22 protein-coding genes are annotated in these 18,677 nt (G+C 43.4%); 17 read left to right on the forward strand and 5 right to left on the reverse strand.

Annotation, left to right across the window (positions count from 1 at the left end):
- Positions 1–12: 12 nt before the first annotated feature.
- The 6 genes from ACBP55_RS17945 (at position 13) to mgrA (ending at position 6,639) form a co-directional block, all read left to right on the forward strand.
- On the forward strand, positions 13–2,316 hold the full coding sequence (locus tag ACBP55_RS17945) for a thiamine pyrophosphate-dependent enzyme (protein ID WP_464653017.1): 2,304 nt from the start codon (positions 13–15) through the stop codon (positions 2,314–2,316).
- A 69-nt stretch (positions 2,317–2,385) separates the two neighbouring features.
- Complete coding sequence (locus ACBP55_RS17950) at positions 2,386–2,679, forward strand: hypothetical protein (RefSeq protein ID WP_464653018.1); 294 nt, start codon at positions 2,386–2,388, stop codon at positions 2,677–2,679.
- A 143-nt stretch (positions 2,680–2,822) separates the two neighbouring features.
- Positions 2,823–3,416 (forward strand): ribonuclease H-like YkuK family protein, encoded by a 594-nt coding sequence (locus ACBP55_RS17955; protein WP_246309227.1) that lies wholly within the window; start codon positions 2,823–2,825, stop codon positions 3,414–3,416.
- Positions 3,417–3,563: 147 nt separating this feature from the next.
- Positions 3,564–4,070: an ADP-heptose synthase gene (locus ACBP55_RS17960; protein ID WP_464653019.1), complete on the forward strand. Its 507-nt coding sequence runs from the start codon at positions 3,564–3,566 to the stop codon at positions 4,068–4,070.
- 24 nt (positions 4,071–4,094) lie between these two features.
- A complete protein-coding gene (locus ACBP55_RS17965; protein WP_464653021.1) occupies positions 4,095–5,123 on the forward strand; it encodes a phosphotransferase in 1,029 nt (342 codons plus the stop codon).
- Between the two features lie 526 nt (positions 5,124–5,649).
- On the forward strand, positions 5,650–6,639 hold the full coding sequence (gene mgrA / locus ACBP55_RS17970; protein ID WP_464653022.1) for an L-glyceraldehyde 3-phosphate reductase: 990 nt from the start codon (positions 5,650–5,652) through the stop codon (positions 6,637–6,639).
- Between the two features lie 3 nt (positions 6,640–6,642).
- Here mgrA and xerS read toward each other — a convergent pair whose 3' ends face one another.
- Entirely contained in the window at positions 6,643–7,725 is a 1,083-nt protein-coding gene (gene xerS, locus ACBP55_RS17975) for a tyrosine recombinase XerS (RefSeq protein ID WP_464653024.1), read from the reverse strand.
- A 204-nt stretch (positions 7,726–7,929) separates the two neighbouring features.
- Between xerS and ACBP55_RS17980 the strand changes: the two genes are divergently transcribed.
- From ACBP55_RS17980 to ACBP55_RS18010, 7 genes are all read left to right on the forward strand, one after another.
- A complete protein-coding gene (locus ACBP55_RS17980) occupies positions 7,930–8,433 on the forward strand; it encodes an RNA polymerase sigma factor (RefSeq protein ID WP_464653337.1) in 504 nt (167 codons plus the stop codon).
- A 1-nt stretch (position 8,434) separates the two neighbouring features.
- Entirely contained in the window at positions 8,435–9,310 is an 876-nt protein-coding gene (rsiV, locus tag ACBP55_RS17985) for an anti-sigma-V factor RsiV (protein WP_464653026.1), read from the forward strand.
- A 65-nt stretch (positions 9,311–9,375) separates the two neighbouring features.
- Positions 9,376–9,693 (forward strand): hypothetical protein, encoded by a 318-nt coding sequence (locus ACBP55_RS17990; protein ID WP_464653028.1) that lies wholly within the window; start codon positions 9,376–9,378, stop codon positions 9,691–9,693.
- A 298-nt stretch (positions 9,694–9,991) separates the two neighbouring features.
- On the forward strand, positions 9,992–11,011 hold the full coding sequence (locus ACBP55_RS17995; protein WP_464653030.1) for an ABC transporter ATP-binding protein: 1,020 nt from the start codon (positions 9,992–9,994) through the stop codon (positions 11,009–11,011).
- On the forward strand, positions 10,986–11,789 hold the full coding sequence (locus ACBP55_RS18000) for an ABC transporter permease (RefSeq protein ID WP_464653031.1): 804 nt from the start codon (positions 10,986–10,988) through the stop codon (positions 11,787–11,789). The genes ACBP55_RS17995 and ACBP55_RS18000 overlap by 26 nt, the downstream gene beginning before the upstream one ends.
- Positions 11,773–12,618: an ABC transporter permease gene (locus ACBP55_RS18005; RefSeq protein ID WP_464653032.1), complete on the forward strand. Its 846-nt coding sequence runs from the start codon at positions 11,773–11,775 to the stop codon at positions 12,616–12,618. Before ACBP55_RS18000 ends, ACBP55_RS18005 begins: the two co-directional genes overlap by 17 nt.
- An 86-nt stretch (positions 12,619–12,704) precedes the next feature.
- Entirely contained in the window at positions 12,705–13,379 is a 675-nt protein-coding gene (locus tag ACBP55_RS18010) for a DUF3892 domain-containing protein (RefSeq protein ID WP_464653033.1), read from the forward strand.
- A 154-nt stretch (positions 13,380–13,533) separates the two neighbouring features.
- On the opposite strand, the gene ACBP55_RS18015 is transcribed toward ACBP55_RS18010, so the two are convergent.
- From ACBP55_RS18015 to ACBP55_RS18030, 4 genes are all read right to left on the reverse strand, one after another.
- Positions 13,534–13,815, reverse strand: a complete 282-nt coding sequence (locus ACBP55_RS18015) for a hypothetical protein (protein WP_464653034.1) — start codon at positions 13,813–13,815, stop codon at positions 13,534–13,536.
- A gap of 131 nt (positions 13,816–13,946) precedes the next feature.
- Entirely contained in the window at positions 13,947–14,810 is an 864-nt protein-coding gene (locus ACBP55_RS18020; protein WP_464653035.1) for a helix-turn-helix transcriptional regulator, read from the reverse strand.
- A gap of 24 nt (positions 14,811–14,834) precedes the next feature.
- Positions 14,835–15,014 carry a DUF3995 domain-containing protein gene (locus tag ACBP55_RS18025; protein ID WP_464653338.1) on the reverse strand — a complete coding sequence of 60 codons (180 nt, stop codon included), beginning with the start codon at positions 15,012–15,014 and terminating at the stop codon, positions 14,835–14,837.
- Between the two features lie 165 nt (positions 15,015–15,179).
- Positions 15,180–15,911, reverse strand: coding sequence for a YqjF family protein (locus tag ACBP55_RS18030; RefSeq protein ID WP_464653036.1), 732 nt, complete (start codon positions 15,909–15,911; stop codon positions 15,180–15,182).
- Between the two features lie 179 nt (positions 15,912–16,090).
- Between ACBP55_RS18030 and ACBP55_RS18035 the strand changes: the two genes are divergently transcribed.
- The 4 genes from ACBP55_RS18035 to ACBP55_RS18050 all read left to right on the forward strand — a co-directional run bounded on the left by ACBP55_RS18035 (position 16,091) and on the right by ACBP55_RS18050 (position 18,662).
- The gene (locus tag ACBP55_RS18035; protein ID WP_029195001.1) at positions 16,091–16,294 is read left to right on the forward strand and encodes a YwbE family protein; all 204 of its coding nucleotides are present in this window, start codon (positions 16,091–16,093) and stop codon (positions 16,292–16,294) included.
- A 24-nt stretch (positions 16,295–16,318) separates the two neighbouring features.
- Positions 16,319–16,570: a YolD-like family protein gene (locus ACBP55_RS18040; RefSeq protein ID WP_029195000.1), complete on the forward strand. Its 252-nt coding sequence runs from the start codon at positions 16,319–16,321 to the stop codon at positions 16,568–16,570.
- Between the two features lie 150 nt (positions 16,571–16,720).
- Positions 16,721–17,632: a tyrosine-type recombinase/integrase gene (locus tag ACBP55_RS18045; protein ID WP_464653339.1), complete on the forward strand. Its 912-nt coding sequence runs from the start codon at positions 16,721–16,723 to the stop codon at positions 17,630–17,632.
- Between the two features lie 106 nt (positions 17,633–17,738).
- Positions 17,739–18,662, forward strand: coding sequence for a S66 peptidase family protein (locus tag ACBP55_RS18050; protein WP_464653038.1), 924 nt, complete (start codon positions 17,739–17,741; stop codon positions 18,660–18,662).
- The last annotated feature ends 15 nt before the right edge of the window (positions 18,663–18,677 follow it).

Here is an 18,677-nt window from a genome sequence, read left to right on the forward strand (position 1 = left end):
GGAACTACTCGCATGTCCATTGATATCAAGAAGGAATTAGGGCAAGCCAAGGTCGAACAGCGCATCGTATATGAATCAGGCAACGAGATGGCGGCATATGCGGCTCATCAAATTAATTATCATGTTATGGGTTACTTTCCGATATCTCCATCTACGGAGGTTGCCCAGTTTCTAGATCTTATGAAGTCCAACGGACAGCATGATATCGTGCTCATTCCAGCAGACGGTGAGCATGGTTCGGCAGGCATATGTTATGGCGCTTCAACTGCTGGCGGCCGCGTATTTAACGCGACAAGCGCTAACGGTTATTTGTACATGTTGGAACAAATGCCGGTTAAATCCGGGACACGCTTTCCGATGGTGATGAACTTGGTATGCCGCTCCGTATCCGGCCCGCTTAATATTCATGGGGATCACTCTGACTTGTATTATGCTTTAAATACGGGATGGCCGATTGTGATGTGTCGTGACCCGCAAGCGGTTTATGACATGAATATCATAGCTTTAAAGCTAGCTGAGGATCCGGAAGTTCGTTTGCCGGTTTTGGTTGCTTCAGACGGTTATTTCACGTCCCACCAAAAGCGTAGAGTGCAAACGTTCGCGCATCGTGAGGATGTGCATGCTTTCATTGGAGAGAAGCCACAGGGCTTCCCAGATACGCTGGATCGCAATAATCCGATTACTGTAGGTCCTTATATGAATGAGCCGGATTATATTAATAACTGCTATCAGCAGTCCATGGCCATGTATAACGCCGAGGGCGTTTATGATCGTATTCGGCAGGAATACGCTGAGCTGACAGGCCGTGATTATCCGATTCTTGAGCTATATCGGATGGAGGACGCGGAAGTCGCGGTGTTCTTGATGAATTCGGCTTCCGAAATCATCAAAGACGTCGTCGACCAGCTCCGCGAGAAGGGCATTAAAGCCGGATCGATCGCGCCGAATATCATTCGTCCATTCCCAGCAAAGCAGATCGCTGAAGCTTTGCAAAATGTGAAAGCGATCACCGTTGGCGATCGCGCGGATTCCTATGGCGGCCATGGCGGCAATATGGTCAACGAAATCAAAGCGGCCCTGTTCACACATGGGAACAGAGATACGCTTGTCATAAGCCGAATCTACGGCTTAGGTGGCAAGGACTTTTATGCCGAAGATGGGCATAACTTGTTCCAATTTGCCATTGACGCTGTACAAAGCGGCAAGGTGGAAGTTCCCTTCGATTACTACGGCCACACGCCAGGTGATCCTTCGAAAGCGCCGAAGCGGGTGTTGACGCCGATGAAGTATGAGGATTTGAAGACGGGACTTATCACGGTAACACCGGATGAGAACACAGGCAAGCTGAATGTGCGTATTCCGCCACTGCGAGCACTGACGAAGAAACCGAAGCGTATTGCTCCGGGGCATGGCGCATGTCCAGGCTGCGGCATTTTCTCCGGCTTGGAGCTGTTTTTCAAAGGGATTGAAGGCGATATTGTCTCGATCTTCCATACAGGCTGCGCCATGGTTGTAACGACGGGTTATCCGTATTCAGCGCACAAAGCGACGTATATTCATAATCTGTTCCAGAATGGCGCAGCGACCCTGTCAGGGGTTGTGGAGATGTTCTGGGAGCGCAAGCGGCGTGGCGAGCTCGACCATTTGGGCTTGAAGGACGATTTCACCTTCGTGATGATCACTGGTGACGGCGGAATGGATATCGGCATGGGACCAGCGATAGGAGCGGCTTTGCGCAATCATAAAATGATTATTCTCGAGTACGATAACGAGGGATACATGAATACAGGGGCGCAGCTGTCTTATTCGACGCCAATGGGTCATCGTACATCGACTTCGAACGTTGGGAAGCATCAGGGTGGTAAAGTGTTCCATCACAAGGATACAGCCCAAATTATGGCCGCTACCCATATTCCGTATGTATTTACAGGGTCGGAAGCGTATCCGCAGGATCTTGTGAAGAAAGCCGCGAAAGCACAGTGGTACGCCCAAAATGAGGGATTAGTGTATGGGAAAATTCTCATTGCCTGTCCGTTGAACTGGCTGTCCGATGACCAGGAAGGCTCCAATATCGTCGGAGCTGCGGTAGATTCCTGCTTCTTCCCGCTCTATGAAGTGGAGCACGGGGTTACGTCCATCACGTATAATCCGGAGGATAAGAGCAAGAAGATTCCACTATCGGATTGGCTCAAGACGATGGGGAAAACGAAGCATATGACGAAGCCCGAGTATGAGGGTTCCCTGAAATCGTTCGAGACGGAAGTTGAACGTCGTTGGAATATGTTAAAAGCGAAGCATGAGAATGCTTATTTATAAGTCGTCATCATAAAAATGAAGGCACTTCACCCTTGTGGTGAACGTGCCTTTTTATCGGAGGAATGAAAGATGCCCTATGTGCTGCAGCATACAACATCGCACCAGATTTTCACATGTACACAAGTCAATCACTATGGTTTAGCCTATTATGGCGTAAAATTTTGGCCGGATTTAGATGAGGCTGAGCAGCAGTGTCCTGCTTTTCTACAGAGCTTGGAGGGAATGGAGCCGGATGCTTGGCATGTGATTGAACTCGAGGAAGGGGAAATGAAGCTCTGCAATGTGAAGTTGAAAAATGACCCAAATTTACATGTGTTTTGGCCTCCCACACGCAAACCGGAAGTTCGTAAACTGGAAAAATAAACTTTAGCGTATGTTTGGCGGCAGTGTTTTACAATAAGTGATGGTTCAAGCAGAGGAACTTTGCCATATACTATAGATAGGGGCGGATGCAACTTCGGCATCTGCTTCTTCCTCATTCTAAGGAGAAAGGAAGAACCTTATCTTTGAAACCTTTGACGACGACCCATCCACTGGAATTTCGGAACACGACGGAAAGAGGACTAAACCTAGATACCGTACATGAGCGTATTCTCCATTTCATGCGTCACGACCCCGTAGCTACCTACAAGTTTATTATTGGTACGGATTGTCAGGTACACACAGGTCATACGAAATTCATTACTGGTGTAGTTATCCAGCGGTTAGGAAAAGGAGCGTGGGCGTGTTATCGTCAAGTCATCGTTCATCGGGCCCTACATTCGATTAGAGAAAAGCTTTCGATGGAAACTGCTTTGAGTGAAGAGATTGCGATGTATTTTGATGAGTCTAAGCGACAGGATATGGAAAACATTATTCTTCCACATCTGTATCAAGGTGCATCCTTCGATATGTTTATTCATATTGATGCTGGCGACGATGAAAATAAGAATCGGACGGCAAAATTCGTCCAAGAGATGGTGCGGAGAGTGGAATCCGTCGGTATGGTTCCAGTTATTAAACCGGATTGTTATGTAGCGTCAGCGTATGCCAATCGTTTTTCGAAGAAGCCTTATCAGCCAATTTATGAGAATCATGAGGTCATTGATGGGATCCTATAAGAGTAATCGAAACCGTTAGTTCAAAGTGGTCACTTCGATCATAGGAACTGACGGTTTTGTTTGGCCCGAGAAGGTTGTGAAAAGAGGATTCCTCAGCTTCTTAGCGAAATAATGCTTTTACAAGGGCAGATAGAAAGGGAGAACAAGATGAGCAAAACATTTATAATCGAAGCCGTAATGCTTGCCGTGCATGGTCAATTAATGCTGCCAGAGAAGCCTGTTACTTATTTGATACCTTATACCAGCATTCAGGAGTTATACGAGCTTCAGACAGGCAGTGAGCCGATCATGTTAGAGGAAGAAGACGACGGTTTCGTGAAGCAAATGATTGGTGAGCTGATTGCTTTCTTCGAGGAATCGTTTAATAAGAAAAAAATTGAAAAAGCGTTAACAGTTCCATGGCGGAAAAGCCCGCCTTTACCTATTAATGAGAATGTCACATTGATGATTGTTTTTGCGATTGACAATGAGGAGTATGGGGACAATTTCGACCCGATTGAAACCGAATTAATTCTGACCGCGATTAAAGAACAGGCTGCTCTTTTAACAGACCAGTTAGATTTCATTGAACGCATAGTTCAAGCAGGAATTCCAGTCCAAGCATATGACGTAGAGGATTTTGAATTTGCGGTAGAAGGTGACAATCAGGTTTAGAAAGAGGAGTTGAGGAATGCAATTATGCGTGTCAAAGATCAAGAAGAGCAATTAACCTCCCTGCCAACTTATTGGTTTCCTACTCAAACGTGGTCCATGCGTGTTGGTGCGGGAGGTATGAATAATACGACCCGGTTCGTAGACGTGGAAGGGACTTCCTATGTTCTTCGATTGTACGAAACTCATCGTGATATGGACAAAATTAGGTTCGAACATGGTGTTCTTCTGGCTTTAGATAAAGAAAAAGATAAACTTCCATTTCGTATCCCTGTGCCAGTGGAGCTCCCATCAGGGGAGACTGTTGTTCGATTAGAGGCAAAGGAAGGCAAACTGGCTGCCTTATTTACATTCACAGATGGTTGCAACCCTACTTGGGGGAATACGGATCAATTGCTTCACTTCGGAGGAGCTGTCGGACAATTGTCGTCTGCGCTGGCTGCGATTAACATGGATCTTAATCCTGTCTACCCGCCTTATTATGAAATTGAACATATTCATCCTCGCTGCACACCGGATGCGATTCATGAGTTCTGCATTCATCCTTCAGAACCGTTCTGGCAGCAGCGCGATGAGCTTTCCTATATATTTGGACGATTTGCTGCGTTTTATAAGGCTATTCCGGAACTTCGAAAGCTTCCTCATCAACTCGTTCATGGGGATATCAATGGGTCTAATATGTTGGTTGATGCGGATGGACTAATTACGGCCGTACTTGATTTTGAGTTCGTAACGCTAGATGTTCGAGTGATGGAGCTAGCGGTCTGCTTATCTGATCTCATCGATCCTGCTTTACCGGCAGAAGAACTGCGACGCAATTGCAGAGCCTTCTATGAGGGGTATCGCCAAACTGTCTATTTGGAAGAGGAAGAGATTGCTTTGTTGCCACTTCTGATCGAGCTTCGTCGATTAGATGTATTTATTCATTTTCTGGGTAGATATTTAGATGGTGTGGATGCCCAAGGCGTGCTCGTTGATATTATTCATAACACATTTGAGAAAACAAAGTGGCTGCAGATGAATGGTTCGGAGCTTCTGCTTACTTTGCTTAAATAGCTTGAAGACGGGGTAATCGTACAAGCGATCCTACTCTCGTTGGAATACCATATAGCACCAATTGAAAAGGTGGTGTTTAGGTATGCCTAAAGGTGTTTATCAGGGTAATGCTCTCGCTTTCCCTAACTGTGGTCGTTTTTGTACTAATGTGTGTACACGATTGTTTGTAGTTGGGCGCAATCAATGTATCGCGGATTGTCTACGGTGTGGTGGAATACGCGGAGCTGCAAAGTCTAATGTGAAAACAAAAGAAAAGATGGGTCACAAGTCAAAACGCAAATGTAACTGCGGTTGTGGGAAATGTAAATAATTTTGATAAACCTGTCGAAGGAATTCGGCAGTTTTGTTTCATTATGGAGGTAAAATAAAGGCATAACTAACCTTGAGGTAAGTAAGACACGTTTTTTTCAGTCCTTTTTTTGTTGCCTCGATTAACCTATACTAAACTTAAGAAACCAGTTACTGGTGAAACTTTGGTAGATGCTTACGAAGTAAGTTTTCTACGAAAACTCTAAGGAGGACAAAAATGGTCTATCAAGCAAGCTCAACGCGTTATGCAGAAATGAAATATAATCGTACTGGTAAATCGGGCCTTAAACTCCCGGCTATTTCTCTAGGATTGTGGCACAATTTCGGGGGATTGGATATTCATGAGAATGGGAAGGCGATGCTTCTTCGCGCTTTTGACTTAGGGATTACTCATTTTGATTTGGCTAATAACTACGGACCGCCGCCAGGCTCAGCTGAGGAAATGTTCGGTAAGGTGTTGAAAAGCGACTTGGCCGCGTATCGCGATGAGTTGATCATCTCAACCAAAGCGGGTTATCACATGTGGGAAGGTCCTTATGGTGAGTGGGGCTCCAAGAAATATCTAGTATCGAGCTTGGATCAAAGTCTGAAAAGAATGGGATTGGAATACGTAGATATTTTCTATTCACACAGACCGGATCCGAATACGCCATTCGAAGAGACAATGGCTGCCTTGGATTTAATTGTTCGTCAAGGTAAAGCGTTGTACATAGGACTTTCCAATTACACGGCAGAGCAGACGAAAGAAGCAGTATCCATTCTGAAAGGTCTGGGAACACCGCTGTTGATTCATCAACCTTCCTATAGCATGTTGAATCGTTGGATTGAGAATGGCCTGCAGGATGTGCTGGATGAGTTTGGTGTAGGCAGCATCGCGTTTTGTCCGCTTGCACAAGGCTTGCTGACGAACAAGTACGTGAGCGGGGTACCTAGTGATTCTCGCGCTGGTGGGAAGAGTCAATTCCTGAATACGAAGGATATTACGGAAGAGAAGCTTGCTCAAATTAATCAACTGAACGAATTAGCAAGCACTCGCGGCCAAAGCTTGGCGCAAATGTCGCTAGCTTGGGTTCTCCGCGGCGAGCGAGTCACGTCTGCGTTGATTGGCGCAAGTCGTGTTTCTCAAATTGAGGAAAACGTAGCTGCACTTAAAAACTTAGCATTCACGCCAGAAGAATTGGCTAAAATTGAAAAAATCCTGAAGTAACCTTCAGGATTCCAGCCGTTTATCAATCGCTTCGGACATTGTTTTATCGGTAAGATGCGCATAAATTTGCGTTGTTTCCGGTGAGGCATGGCCGAGCTGCTCTTGTGTTTTGTACAAGTCATTCTGTAAGTAATAATCTGTGGCGAAGGAGTGCCGCAGCTTATGAACAGACAGGTAGGGCTTGCCGAAGCGCTTAGCGTACTTGATAACGAGTTCTTGGATAGCCCGTTTCGTCATACGTTCGCCCTCTTTTTTGCCATTTGCGATGGCAAGGAAGAGGGCTTTTTCTTTTTTGAGCGGCTTATAACGGGTTGAGCGGATGGCGAGATAGTCACTTAAAGCTTGAATCGCTTCATTACGGAAGTATACGGGAGTTTTGAACGTATCGTCATTCTTACCTTTGCGATATACATACGTAAGCTTCTTCTTGAGGTCAATATCATCGCCGTTCAGATTGAATACTTCAGATACGCGAAGCCCCGAATTTAAGATGAGTGTAATGATGCAAGTATCTCTTATTTTGTTCAACTCATAAGAGTAGAGAGCTTGCTTATTGGCAGCTACATCGTGCTCATAGCCATGCTGAACATATGCAATAAATTCAACAATTTCCTCTTCTTGAAGCAGCTTGCCCTCGAGCTTAGCGGCACTATCCTTGGGCCTGTGCGAGCGTTTGATCTCTACTTTGGCCATCACATTCCGCTTCAGAAGCGGGTAGAAATTATCGTCCTCAGCAATTTGGCTTAAATAATGGAATAAGGAACGCAAAGCGGAAAGCTTACGGTTAATCGTTGTTTTAACATTAGCCTGAACTTTACGAGTAGCTAGAAACATGCGAAAGTTGTCAACGCTATCCATATGTAATTTCTCCAAATCCTCCAGAGGCACTTGGTTCATAGAGGGAGCAGAACTTAATCCTTCGGCCAACAGCCAGGATAGAAAGATTTCATAATCTCGCACATACTCAAGTAGTGAGGATGGAGAGAGGTCTGGCAGCTTATAATTAATAAATTTCTCTATATACCACGGCATGGTAGGGATTCTTTTTTCTAATTCAAGGCGATCTTTGACTTTAATGATGTTCATGGGTATATGTCACCTCACTAGCTTCTCTTGCTGTTAGTATAGCAGTGGGTAAGGGAAATTGGTAGAAGAAGGTCGACTCGAAGTATATGACCATGTGCTAATATGTAGTGTACCAAACTATTCTACGCACTCGAACGTCATAGCATATACAAGACCAATTCTTATACGCGCGTAGAAAAAGGAGCGTCTTTTAAACTCATGACGATGAATGGAAAGCTAGAAAAGTTGCTTATTGCATGTATTACGGAACATAAAGATAATGTTTATCGATTAGCTTACAGTTACGTGAAAAATTCGGAAGATGCCCTCGATGTCGTTCAAGACGCCATACATAAGGCTTTTGCTTCAGCAGGCTCACTGAAAGACACCGCATCTATGAAGAGCTGGTTTTACAGGATAGTGGTAAATACGTCATTAGATTTCTTACGGAAGCATAAGAAAATTCAAGTTGTCGATGAAATCACGATGGAATCGTATGCGCAAGGCAGTGAAGATGCTTATCCCAATATTGATCTGGAAAGGGCACTGGATGATTTGCCCACAATCTATCGAAGTGTGATTGTACTAAGATTTTTTGAGGATATGAAGATTGATGAAATCGCCGAGGTTTTACAAGAAAACAGCAGTACGATAAAAACACGATTGTATCAAGCCCTTCGATTACTTCGGATTAAAATGATTGATGATACGTTAGAGGAGGTCAACTAATATGAATGAGAAAATAGAACAAATGAAACAACACTATATGGATATTCCGATTCCAAAAGAACTGGATTTTATCGTTAACCGAGCCATAAAGCAAAATAAGAAAAGAAAAAGCAATTTTAAATGGGCTTTTGCAGTAGCAGCGGCAGCAATCTTATTTGTAGCAGGTATCAATACTAGTTCATCTTTGGCCCATGCTTTATCTGAGGTGCCTCTCGTCGGTGACCTCGTTAAGGTGCTAACGTTTAGAGAATATAAGTTCAATGAGGGAACCTATAAAGCTAATTTAGAAGTTCCTGCAATCACGAATTTGGATAATAAAACCTTAGAAGAGACCCTGAATAACAAATATTTGGAAGAAGGCAAGAAATTATATTCGGATTTCACCATTGAGATGGAAAAATTGAAGCAAAATGGCGGCGGCCATCTAGGTATAGATAGCGGTTATGTGATAAAAACGGATAACGATCAAATCCTATCAGTGGGAAGATATGTGGTAAATACGGTCGGATCCTCTTCGACCACATTTAAATACGACACGATCGACAAGAAAAAGCAATTGCTGATCACTTTGCCAAGTTTGTTTAAAGATGATGCATATATTCGTGTAATTAGTGAAAATATTAAGGAGCAAATGAAGGAACAGATGAAGGAGGATCCGAAGAAGATTTATTGGGTTGAAGGTGTTTCGAATCAGGTAAATTCATACTTCAAAACGATAACGAAAGATCAAAATTTCTATATCAACGCTAACGGTCAACTTGTTATCTCATTCCAAAAATACGAGGTCTCTCCTGGATATATGGGCGTTGTAGAGTTTATCATTCCGACTTCTGTGCTGTCCGATATGTTGATGATGAAAGACGAATATGTGCATTAGGAATAAAAAAAGGAACATTTACTAAAATTAATCGGGTATGGAAAATTTAAGCTGGGGGTATCTCTATGCAACAACAAACGCCGCAACAAAATCAACAAGGCTTTGAGCAAATAAAAGAAGCTGCCCAAAAGGCTGAGCAAGCTGCTGAACAAACGCTGCAAGTTGCTCAGGAAATTTATTCACAGGCGACTGAAGCTGCACTGTCCGAAGCAGAACAACAACTGCAAGATCTTCAAGGACAAATCCAGCAGGCCCAGCAAAAGACGGAAGATTTAAAACAGGAATTACAAACGACACAAGAATCTCAGCAATCTCAACAATCTCAACAATCTCAACAATCTCAGTATTCGCAACAATCGCAGCAATCTCATCAATCCCAATAACGTAATATCAGAGAGTTCTCGCAAAAAGTCTGTGCACTTGCAACAGGCTTTTTTTGCTTGGATAGGTCGCAAAAAAAGTGTTGTCTGTACATGACATCTTGTGTTAATATGTGGAAAATAAACGGAAGGGCTTCTAGGGATCCGAACCTACAAGGGTGGCGAACCGAGCGAAGCCGACACGGATACATGACGTGTTACACCGTAAGGGATAAAAGACCTTCGGAAAGTTCCGCCTGCTTAGGCGAAACGGACTGAGGTCTTTTTTGCTTTACCGAAATAAAAAGTGGAGGGAACAGAGATGGCATCGATCCGTGTGGAACAATTGGGGAAATCCTTTCGACTGAAGAAAAAAGAAGAAGGCTTTATGGCGAGTGTTAGGGCGTTGTTAAAGCCGGAGTTTGTAGACAAGTCAGCCGTAGAGGGTATAACGTTCTCTGTGGATCAAGGGGAAACACTTGCCTTTCTCGGACCGAATGGTGCCGGGAAATCCACGACGATTAAGATGTTGACAGGTATCCTTCATCCTACAACAGGTCAAGCTGAAGTTCTAGGCTGTTGTCCATGGAAGGAGCGTACAAAGCTGAGCTATCGAATAGGCTCTGTCTTCGGGCAAAAGTCGCAGCTTTGGTATCATTTGCCGCCCATCGATACCTTCGAGTTAATGAGCCGTATTTACGAGCTGCGGCGCAGTGAGTATATACATCGGCGTGATGATCTCATAGAGAGATTTGAACTTGGACCTTATTTGCATACAGCAGTGAGGAAGCTCTCGTTAGGTGAACGGATGCGCTGTGAGATCGCAGCATCCTTGATGCACCGGCCGCAGGTGCTGTTCCTTGATGAACCTACGATTGGGCTAGACGTTGTCGTTAAACAGCGAATACGCGAGCTTATTCTAGAGTTAAAACGTGAAGAAGGAACTACTGTATTTCTTACGTCACATGATGCTGGTGATATTGAGCGGCTATGCGACCGGGCGATTGTTATCAATCATGGACGGATTGTCTTCGATGACCGTGTTGAGGTTATGAAGCAGCAGTTTTTGACACAGAAAACAGTCCGACTTGTACTCGAAGAGGAGCCGGATGCCATACAAATTGTCGGGGTGAAGGTACTTGAACGAAGCGGCGTAAGAATTTCGCTTTCTGTCGATATGGGGCAAACAACAATTGAAGCAGCGCTATCCCAGATTATGGCTGAGCACCGGATCATCGACGTTACGGTTGAAGATCCACCGATGGAGGACATCATCACACGTATGTACGGGAACTTCGGTAAGGAGGAGAAAGGACATGAACAACTGGAGAAAATCGGTTAAATATGCCTTTATCGGCAAAATCACACTTCGCAATCAACTTGCTTATGTGGCCGATTTTCTGATCCGATCGTTGTTTCTGCTGTTGATTCTTTATATTTTTCTTCAACTCTGGCAGACAACGTTTCATGGCGAAGGAACGGAAACCATAGCAGGCTTCAGCTTCAAGCAGATCATGTGGTATCTCGTTATAACGGAATCGATGATTCTAGCCTGTCCAAGTCTCTGCTCACGCGTAGAGGAAGAGGTGAAAAGCGGAGATATCGTGTTCAAATTTGTCCGTCCTGTCAGTTTTGTCGCTTTTCATTATGTCGAATACATGAGTGAAACTGCGGTTCGTTTTCTCGTTAACGCGGCGCTTGGCGGTTTGTTAGGATTGTTTATTATGGGTCCGCCAGATTTTGGTTATGGATTACTGTGGTTGCCAATTGTGGCATTGTGCGGTTTCACGGTTAATTTCATGTTGAATATGGTTTTAGCGCTGAGCTCTTTCTGGGTGGAGGAAACACGTGGACTGGAATTCGTCTACAATAAGTTTTTATTCACGATTGGCGGTATGCTGATGCCTCTTGAATTATTTCCCGACATGCTGCAGAAGGTAGGACGTTGGCTTCCGTTCCAAGCCATTGTCTACATCCCAGCGAAGACAACCGTAACCTTTGATGCAGGTCAATTGCCAAGTATGATCGGTACACAGCTGATATGGGTTGTTTTCATTGGCCTAATTGTCACATTGGTCTATAGAAAAGGAGTGAAAAAGCTCAATGTTAATGGTGGATAGCCGCAATTTGACACCCATTAGTGAAGTTGATCAGCCAGGTAAATTCGGGCGTTTACTTCGTTTCGTTTGGCAATGTTGGAAGCTTAATCTTGCTGGCGCCATGGAGTTTCGGATGAGTTTCTTTCTCACGGCTGGTATGATGATCATCAATAATGTGGTGTGGATCGTGTTCTGGGGACTTTATTTTGGCCGATTTCCTGTATTGAATGGATGGGAACTACAGGATGTGATGATGCTATGGGCTATAGCAGCTGGCGGCTTTGGTGTTATGGCTACATTTTTCGGTAATGCTATGCGAATTTCGAATTTGATTTCAACTGGACAGCTTGATATTTACTTAACACAGCCTAAACCAGTGCTGCTTCATGTTCTCATCAGCCGTATGTCGGTAAGCGCAATTGGGGACGTCTTATTCGCATTATTAATTTACGTTGCATTTGGAGATAAATCGATCATAGGCTTCATAAAATTTGGTCTAGCCATGCTGTTATCGACGTTGATTTTTTTATTTTTCACGGTTATTGTGAATTGCCCTGCATTCTGGTTAGGGAGTTCAGACGGGCTTAGTTTTCAGCTATATAATGGGCTTCTGACATTCACCACATATCCAACGAGCATTTTTCGGGGGCTGGGCAAAATCGTACTGTTTACTGTGTTGCCAGCAGGGTTCATTAGTTACTTACCAATTGGAATGTTACGTCAGGTGGACATACCTTTTATATCAGGTGCCATAGCTATGACTGGTTTGCTTTGTTTGGGAGGTATTTATTTGTTTTACACAGGACTTCGGCGATATGCCTCTGGCAATATGATGGGGCTTCGGCGTTAATTGGGTTCATAGGGATAAGCTTCATATTGGTGACGCATGCTATAGGTGGAAGCCGCTATATCGAATTAAAAAAGGAGCTGATATCTATGGCGCGACGCCGACGTGGACAACAACCGATGCAACAACAGATGATGCAAAATCAACCGTATGGGTCGATGAATACACAGTTTGAACCCTCACCCAATTATAGCAATGCGGTCGAACCTATCCACAATGCAAATTATGCATGGAATGGTCAGCCCATTCCAAACGCTCAGATGTACCAGCAAGCGACACAAAGCGGGCAGCAGTCATTTATTCCACAAGCTCGTAACAGTGGAACCCAATCTTTCCAAGGTGGAATGCCAGTTCCAGGCTCGTCAGGCAACATGAATGCCGAATATGGCCAGAGAAATACGGGAATCAATAATGCGGATGCGAGAAATGTAGGCTTTCAGGGGGGATATACCAGCTATGGTGCAAATGGCCAACCAACCCAGTATGGTACATTTATGCGGGATGGAACGCAGTATGGTGCAGGTCCACACACGATTGACCCCAATAAGGCTATCATTCAATCCGTCCATTATGGAGATGGCGGCATCAGTGCCGTTCAATTCCAAGATGGCAGGGTAGTTGATGTTGCTAATGCCATTGCCATGACTGAAGCAGGACTGATTGAAGATGTGAATACGGGCAGAAATCGTGAAGGTCAAAAAACGTTAAGATCGTATCCGGATGGCGATCCAAGCAACAATTTATCTAATTTACCTCGATTTTAAAAAGATTATCTGAAGCAGTTTGCCATAATGCAAGCTGCTTTTTTTATGTATAGGTTCTTTTCCAAATGAAAAAGCCGCCGTTACAAGTCGGCAGCCTTTTAGCTCTAGCGTTCTATTGAGCTGATATAATAGCATTCTTTGAATGCGGATACATTTATTTTTTGAGTTGTGCCAGATATTTGAGTACAAGTCCAAGTGCGCCGATGTAATAAGCAACTAATAATAAGAAGCCTGTTGGATCAAGGGACATCATGTTGGAAATTATAAATAATGGGAACACATAGTACAGCATATCTTGCAGATAAGTCAGAATCAGAGCGCTGGAGAAGCTGCCAGCTTTGAGTGCTTTATACAAGCCTAGTAAAAAGCTAAGCCCCATTAAGCCCAGAACTACCCACATCGAATAGAGCATCCAACCCGTAAGTGTAAGTGTCATTTAGATTCACCTCCCCGTAGGAAGATTTTCTTTCTACTTTATCATATGCTGCCATATGACAAGTCGTACTAGACGACACGATTATTTTATATAAAAAACGAGTTTACATAATCATAATTATGTAAACAAATTCAAAGTTGCATATTGTTTCGATAAATAAGAGGGGAGACACCGACGTATTTTTTAAATATACGTGAGAAGTAAAAAACATCTTTATAACCAAGCGAATCTGCGATTTCCTTTACCGTATCGTCCGTATTTAATAGAATATTTTTCGCTGCTGCCATTTTCAAACGGTGAATATAAGCACCAAGCGGATAGCCCGTATATTCGCTCACGATCCTCCGCAGTGTAGAAAGCGAGATATGGTGGCGTTTTGCGATAACCGCCGCGTCAAAAGGCTGGAATAACGAATCACCGAGATCGGCCATGAGATCGATCAATTGCTGTGTTTTTGTCGTTTCTGAAGGTACTTGATTTTTCAAAATAAATTCAAAAAGCAAGGATTCAAGCAGCAACGCAGCACGGTCGATATTATCGGGTATACCGCTTTCCATAAGAATAAAGATGCGTTCGATCCGATTATGCTGGGCGGCATCTTCATGCCCAACCTGCTTAGCCAAATCCACATGTGTAAGCCAACTATTGAGCCATTCCGCAATACGGTTTCCCTCGAATGTGAAGTAATACTCATCCCAATAACCGTCTGCATCCGGTCCATAATTATATACGGCTCCCGGTCGAAGGAAAAACAGACTGCCGCTTTCAATGTGTTGAACGGCGCCGTCATCGACTTGATAGGAGCCTTTTCCACCAGCAATATAGACAATGGCCCACTTGGTAAATTTAGCATGAGCTCGAAATGATATACGGCCTGGGAGATGCCCTACAGCGAGTATAATCAAGGATTGCAGCTTTAATTTACTGGAATCAATGGGCAATGAAATGATCCGAAGCGGATAAGGACTGATCATATAGTCCATGAATCTTGGCATATCGTGTATTCCCTCCGTGGCGAATTAGATGTAAATGAGCGTGTAATAAAATGTGAAGCAAAGCCAAAGGCAAAGCGGTGTGAACAAAAATGTATCATATGTAGCGAAACTAGTCTGTTTGACCCTTTTAAATAAACCCACATATTTGAAATCCCCAATTGCCCGGAGTCCAAATACGAAGACACATACCCAACCGAAATGAATGCCATCTCTGTCATTATTTTAACTGAAATAAGCTTTATTCAATAGGAATAAGCATGAAATGATAGAAATACCTTGTTGAATTGTGGTTTTTATATGAATTAATTACATTAAATATTAATATCATTAATTATAATTTCAGCACCTTGAAGTAGGAATATCGTGTTTTTATGTAAGGCGAAGCTTTTCGAGAGCCCAGATTTTAACCTTTAATTTCTTAGAATAATGTAAAAGTGGTGATGTATCTGGAAGCTGAATCCCAAATGAATACGGGAGGGTATTGACGTTGATTGAAGCTTCAGCCGACTGTAAGGGCCATGAGTCATGATCGATATCACCTCGATACACATTACCGCGACGATCTGTGCAATAGAGGCAATAACGTTCGGTTAACCAATATTCGAGAGTTTCAGGATTCGCTAATCGTATAGCGGATGATGGGCTATATTCACCAGTAAATTCACCTTGTCGTGCACGTTTATCTTTTCGTAAAGAGTGGTAAAATATGGTGTTATCTGGCCGATGTTGGACTTGAATATGTGCATAAAAGTACGGGAGATGGAAAGCGGAGCGTGCTACTTCAACAGCGAATCGGTTATGAGCATCTAGACTGAAAAAGTAAACGCCAGGTTTACCTTGTAGGGTTACGTAGGTCCTTACATTGATTTCTGGAAATGCTGAAAAGTAAGGTAACGGAGGTAAACCTCTAGGTGCTATGTCTGACATGTGGAAGGGAACAACTCCGATCCATGCTGTTCCGTCAAAGGTATCAATAGGGATATGGGCGGGTAGGAGTGGTCTTAATGTTTCGATGGAAATGGGCCAATGAGCAAAGAGTAAATCATTCCATATTTGGTGCATGATCCAGGGTTGGTCAGGTAACGGCCATGATCGACTCATAAGTGATACTCCTTCTGTATTCGCGACTTTGAAATTTATTATGTAGATTAGATTAATCGTATTGATTTAATAGGCCGTTGTAAAGGGTTTTGCAAATGTACGCAACTTGATGGGGAATGGTGGGAAAACTATGTTATAATAAAGCACACAATTGAATGAAAGCAGGCGACTTACACAGCATGAATGGCCAAAATCGTAAAGATGTGATTCCAGGTATTGAAGTGAATATTGTTTTGAAGCAAGACCAACGTAGTGGGAAATTAACGCGAGGAATCGTCAAAGATTTATTAACGAACTCGCCTACCCATCCGCATGGGATTAAAGTAAGACTTGCAGATGGACAGGTTGGTCGTGTCAAAGAAATTTTATCGCCGGCAAGGTGATTTATAATCCAGGGGGAACGTGAGATGGCGAAAGCAAAAGTAGCAAAAAGACCAACGCGGGATGAATTTGTATTGGAAGAGATCGGCAATCAATTGTCCGAAGCGAAGCAGGAGAATTCCGAGATTGTGCTGACCGTTTGGGGGCGTGAAGAACCTGTTCGCGGACTCATTACAACGATGGATTCTCGGACTGGAAGAGTACATATGGAAACGAATGGTGAAATTGATAAAGTACCGTTCATGGACATAATGAAAGTCGAATACCCACGGGACTAAAACCGGAAAAACGGTTAATATGCTTTATTCTACAATTCGTTGTACGGGATAAGCGCCAATTGACCGTTTTTTTCTGTAAAAAAAATTGCACTAAATCTATATTTAACGCAACTTAGATTGTAACGGACGGAGTGAATAGGATTGGAGCAAGTGTACGAGTATGATGATGAGTATTTGGAACTATTCGATTCATGGATGAAAGATCAGGGCTTTACAAAACGAACTCAACAAGCTTACTTAGGAGATGTTCGGTTATTCCTTTCCAATATAGAGAAATCTTTACCAACGATTGAGACAATTGATATCATGCGCTTCTTGACGAAAATGAGACAGGGCGGGGCAGGGGATGCCGCGCGTAATCGCTATTTATCTTCGATTCGGACATTTTTCGCGGCGTTGATCGAACTTCAAATTGTGCAGAGCAACCCTTCACTTAACGTGAAGAAATCGAAGGTCGAGAAAAACCAAATTCCTACGTTTCTCAGCGAGCAGTTGCTTGCAGTGTTTTTACAATCGATCGAGGGGAAGTATCAGATCCGGAATGTGGCCATGTTTCTATTGATGAGTTATGCAGGTTTGCGTGTAAGTGAACTGCATCGACTAAACATCGCTGATTTCAATCGTTCAACAAATACGCTGCAGGTGTTTGGCAAAGGGCGGAAATGGCGTGTCATCCCTCTTCCTGCCGAACTGGTTAAAGTTCTGAATAAAGCATTAATGGAACGAATGGATACAAGGAACTCGGCGGAGCAGCCATTTTTTGTTTCTCAATTTGGTCGGCGAATTAGTGTTCGTATGATTCAAACGATTGCGGAGAAGCATTTCGAGGTGCTGAAGAGGCAGTATGCTGAACTACAAGGGAAGTCGATTTCAAGCCACAAGCTTCGGCATACGTTTGCCACGATGCAGGTTCTGGCGGGAACGGATATCCGAACTTTGCAGGAATTACTTGGTCATGCGAGTATCCAGACCACGCAGATTTATACGCATGTCGGAGATAAACAAAAGCAGGATGCAATGAACCGGGTTTCGGCGTTTATTCCAGTAGGGATGGGGATATAGAACGGGAGATGTAATAATTAGTTCCGGTGGTGCATATAAGGCAACAAAGAGATTACAAAGTAGGATCCAAATTTTGAATAAGTTCTCTTTGGTAGGAGGCATATTTATGGCTATAAGACCCCCCATTTTACAAAGGGGTGACACCATCGGAATTGTTACTTTAGGAAGTCCGCTTGACGCAACTATCATTGATGAAAGAATTAAAACACTTGAAAATATGGGATTCAAAGTTGTAATTGGAAAATATGCGTATGCCTATGGAGGCATTGTAGCCTCATCAGCGCAGCAGCGTGCTGAAGACCTTATGAGTATGTTTCAAAATCCCAGTGTGAAGATGATATTACCTACAAGAGGAGGGACAGGGGTCAAAGATATTTTGCCATACCTCAATTATACGATTATCAAAAACAATCCTAAAATCGTAACTGGATACAGTGATATCACGATTTTATTAAATGTCCTGTACCAATTTTCCGATTTAATTACTTTTCAAAGTCTATTGTTAATTGACTTTAGCACGAGCACACCAACATATAACTTCAATCAATTTTATTCGGCTACATCAACTCTCAGTAGTCCAAGAGTGATACAGAATCCACCCGGAATGCAGCAGACCAGTCTGGTTGAGGGGAATGTTAGAGGTCCGATCGTTGGGGGGAATCTCACTTCATTTGTGGATACCCTAGGAACTCCATATGAAATTGATACGACCGGTAAAATATTGGTCATAGAAGAGACACACGAAGCAACGAATGTGATTTATCGTTATTTGACTCGTCTGGTTATGGCAAGGAAATTTCAAGATTGCATCGGTGTGGTCATGGGACAATGCACGAATTGCACCGTATCTTATTCTACGACTTATAATGACTTAATAGCTGGGGTGATTGTTCCACAAGGAAAACCTCTCATGACCAATGTAAGCACAGCTCATGGCCTTTATAAAGCGGCAATCCCCATTGGAGCGAACGTAAATCTCGATACTTACAATAACAGGCTAACTGTGCTTGAACCCACGGTATCACCTTAGAGCACATTAAACAAC

This window comes from Paenibacillus sp. WG02 (genome assembly GCF_055396115.1).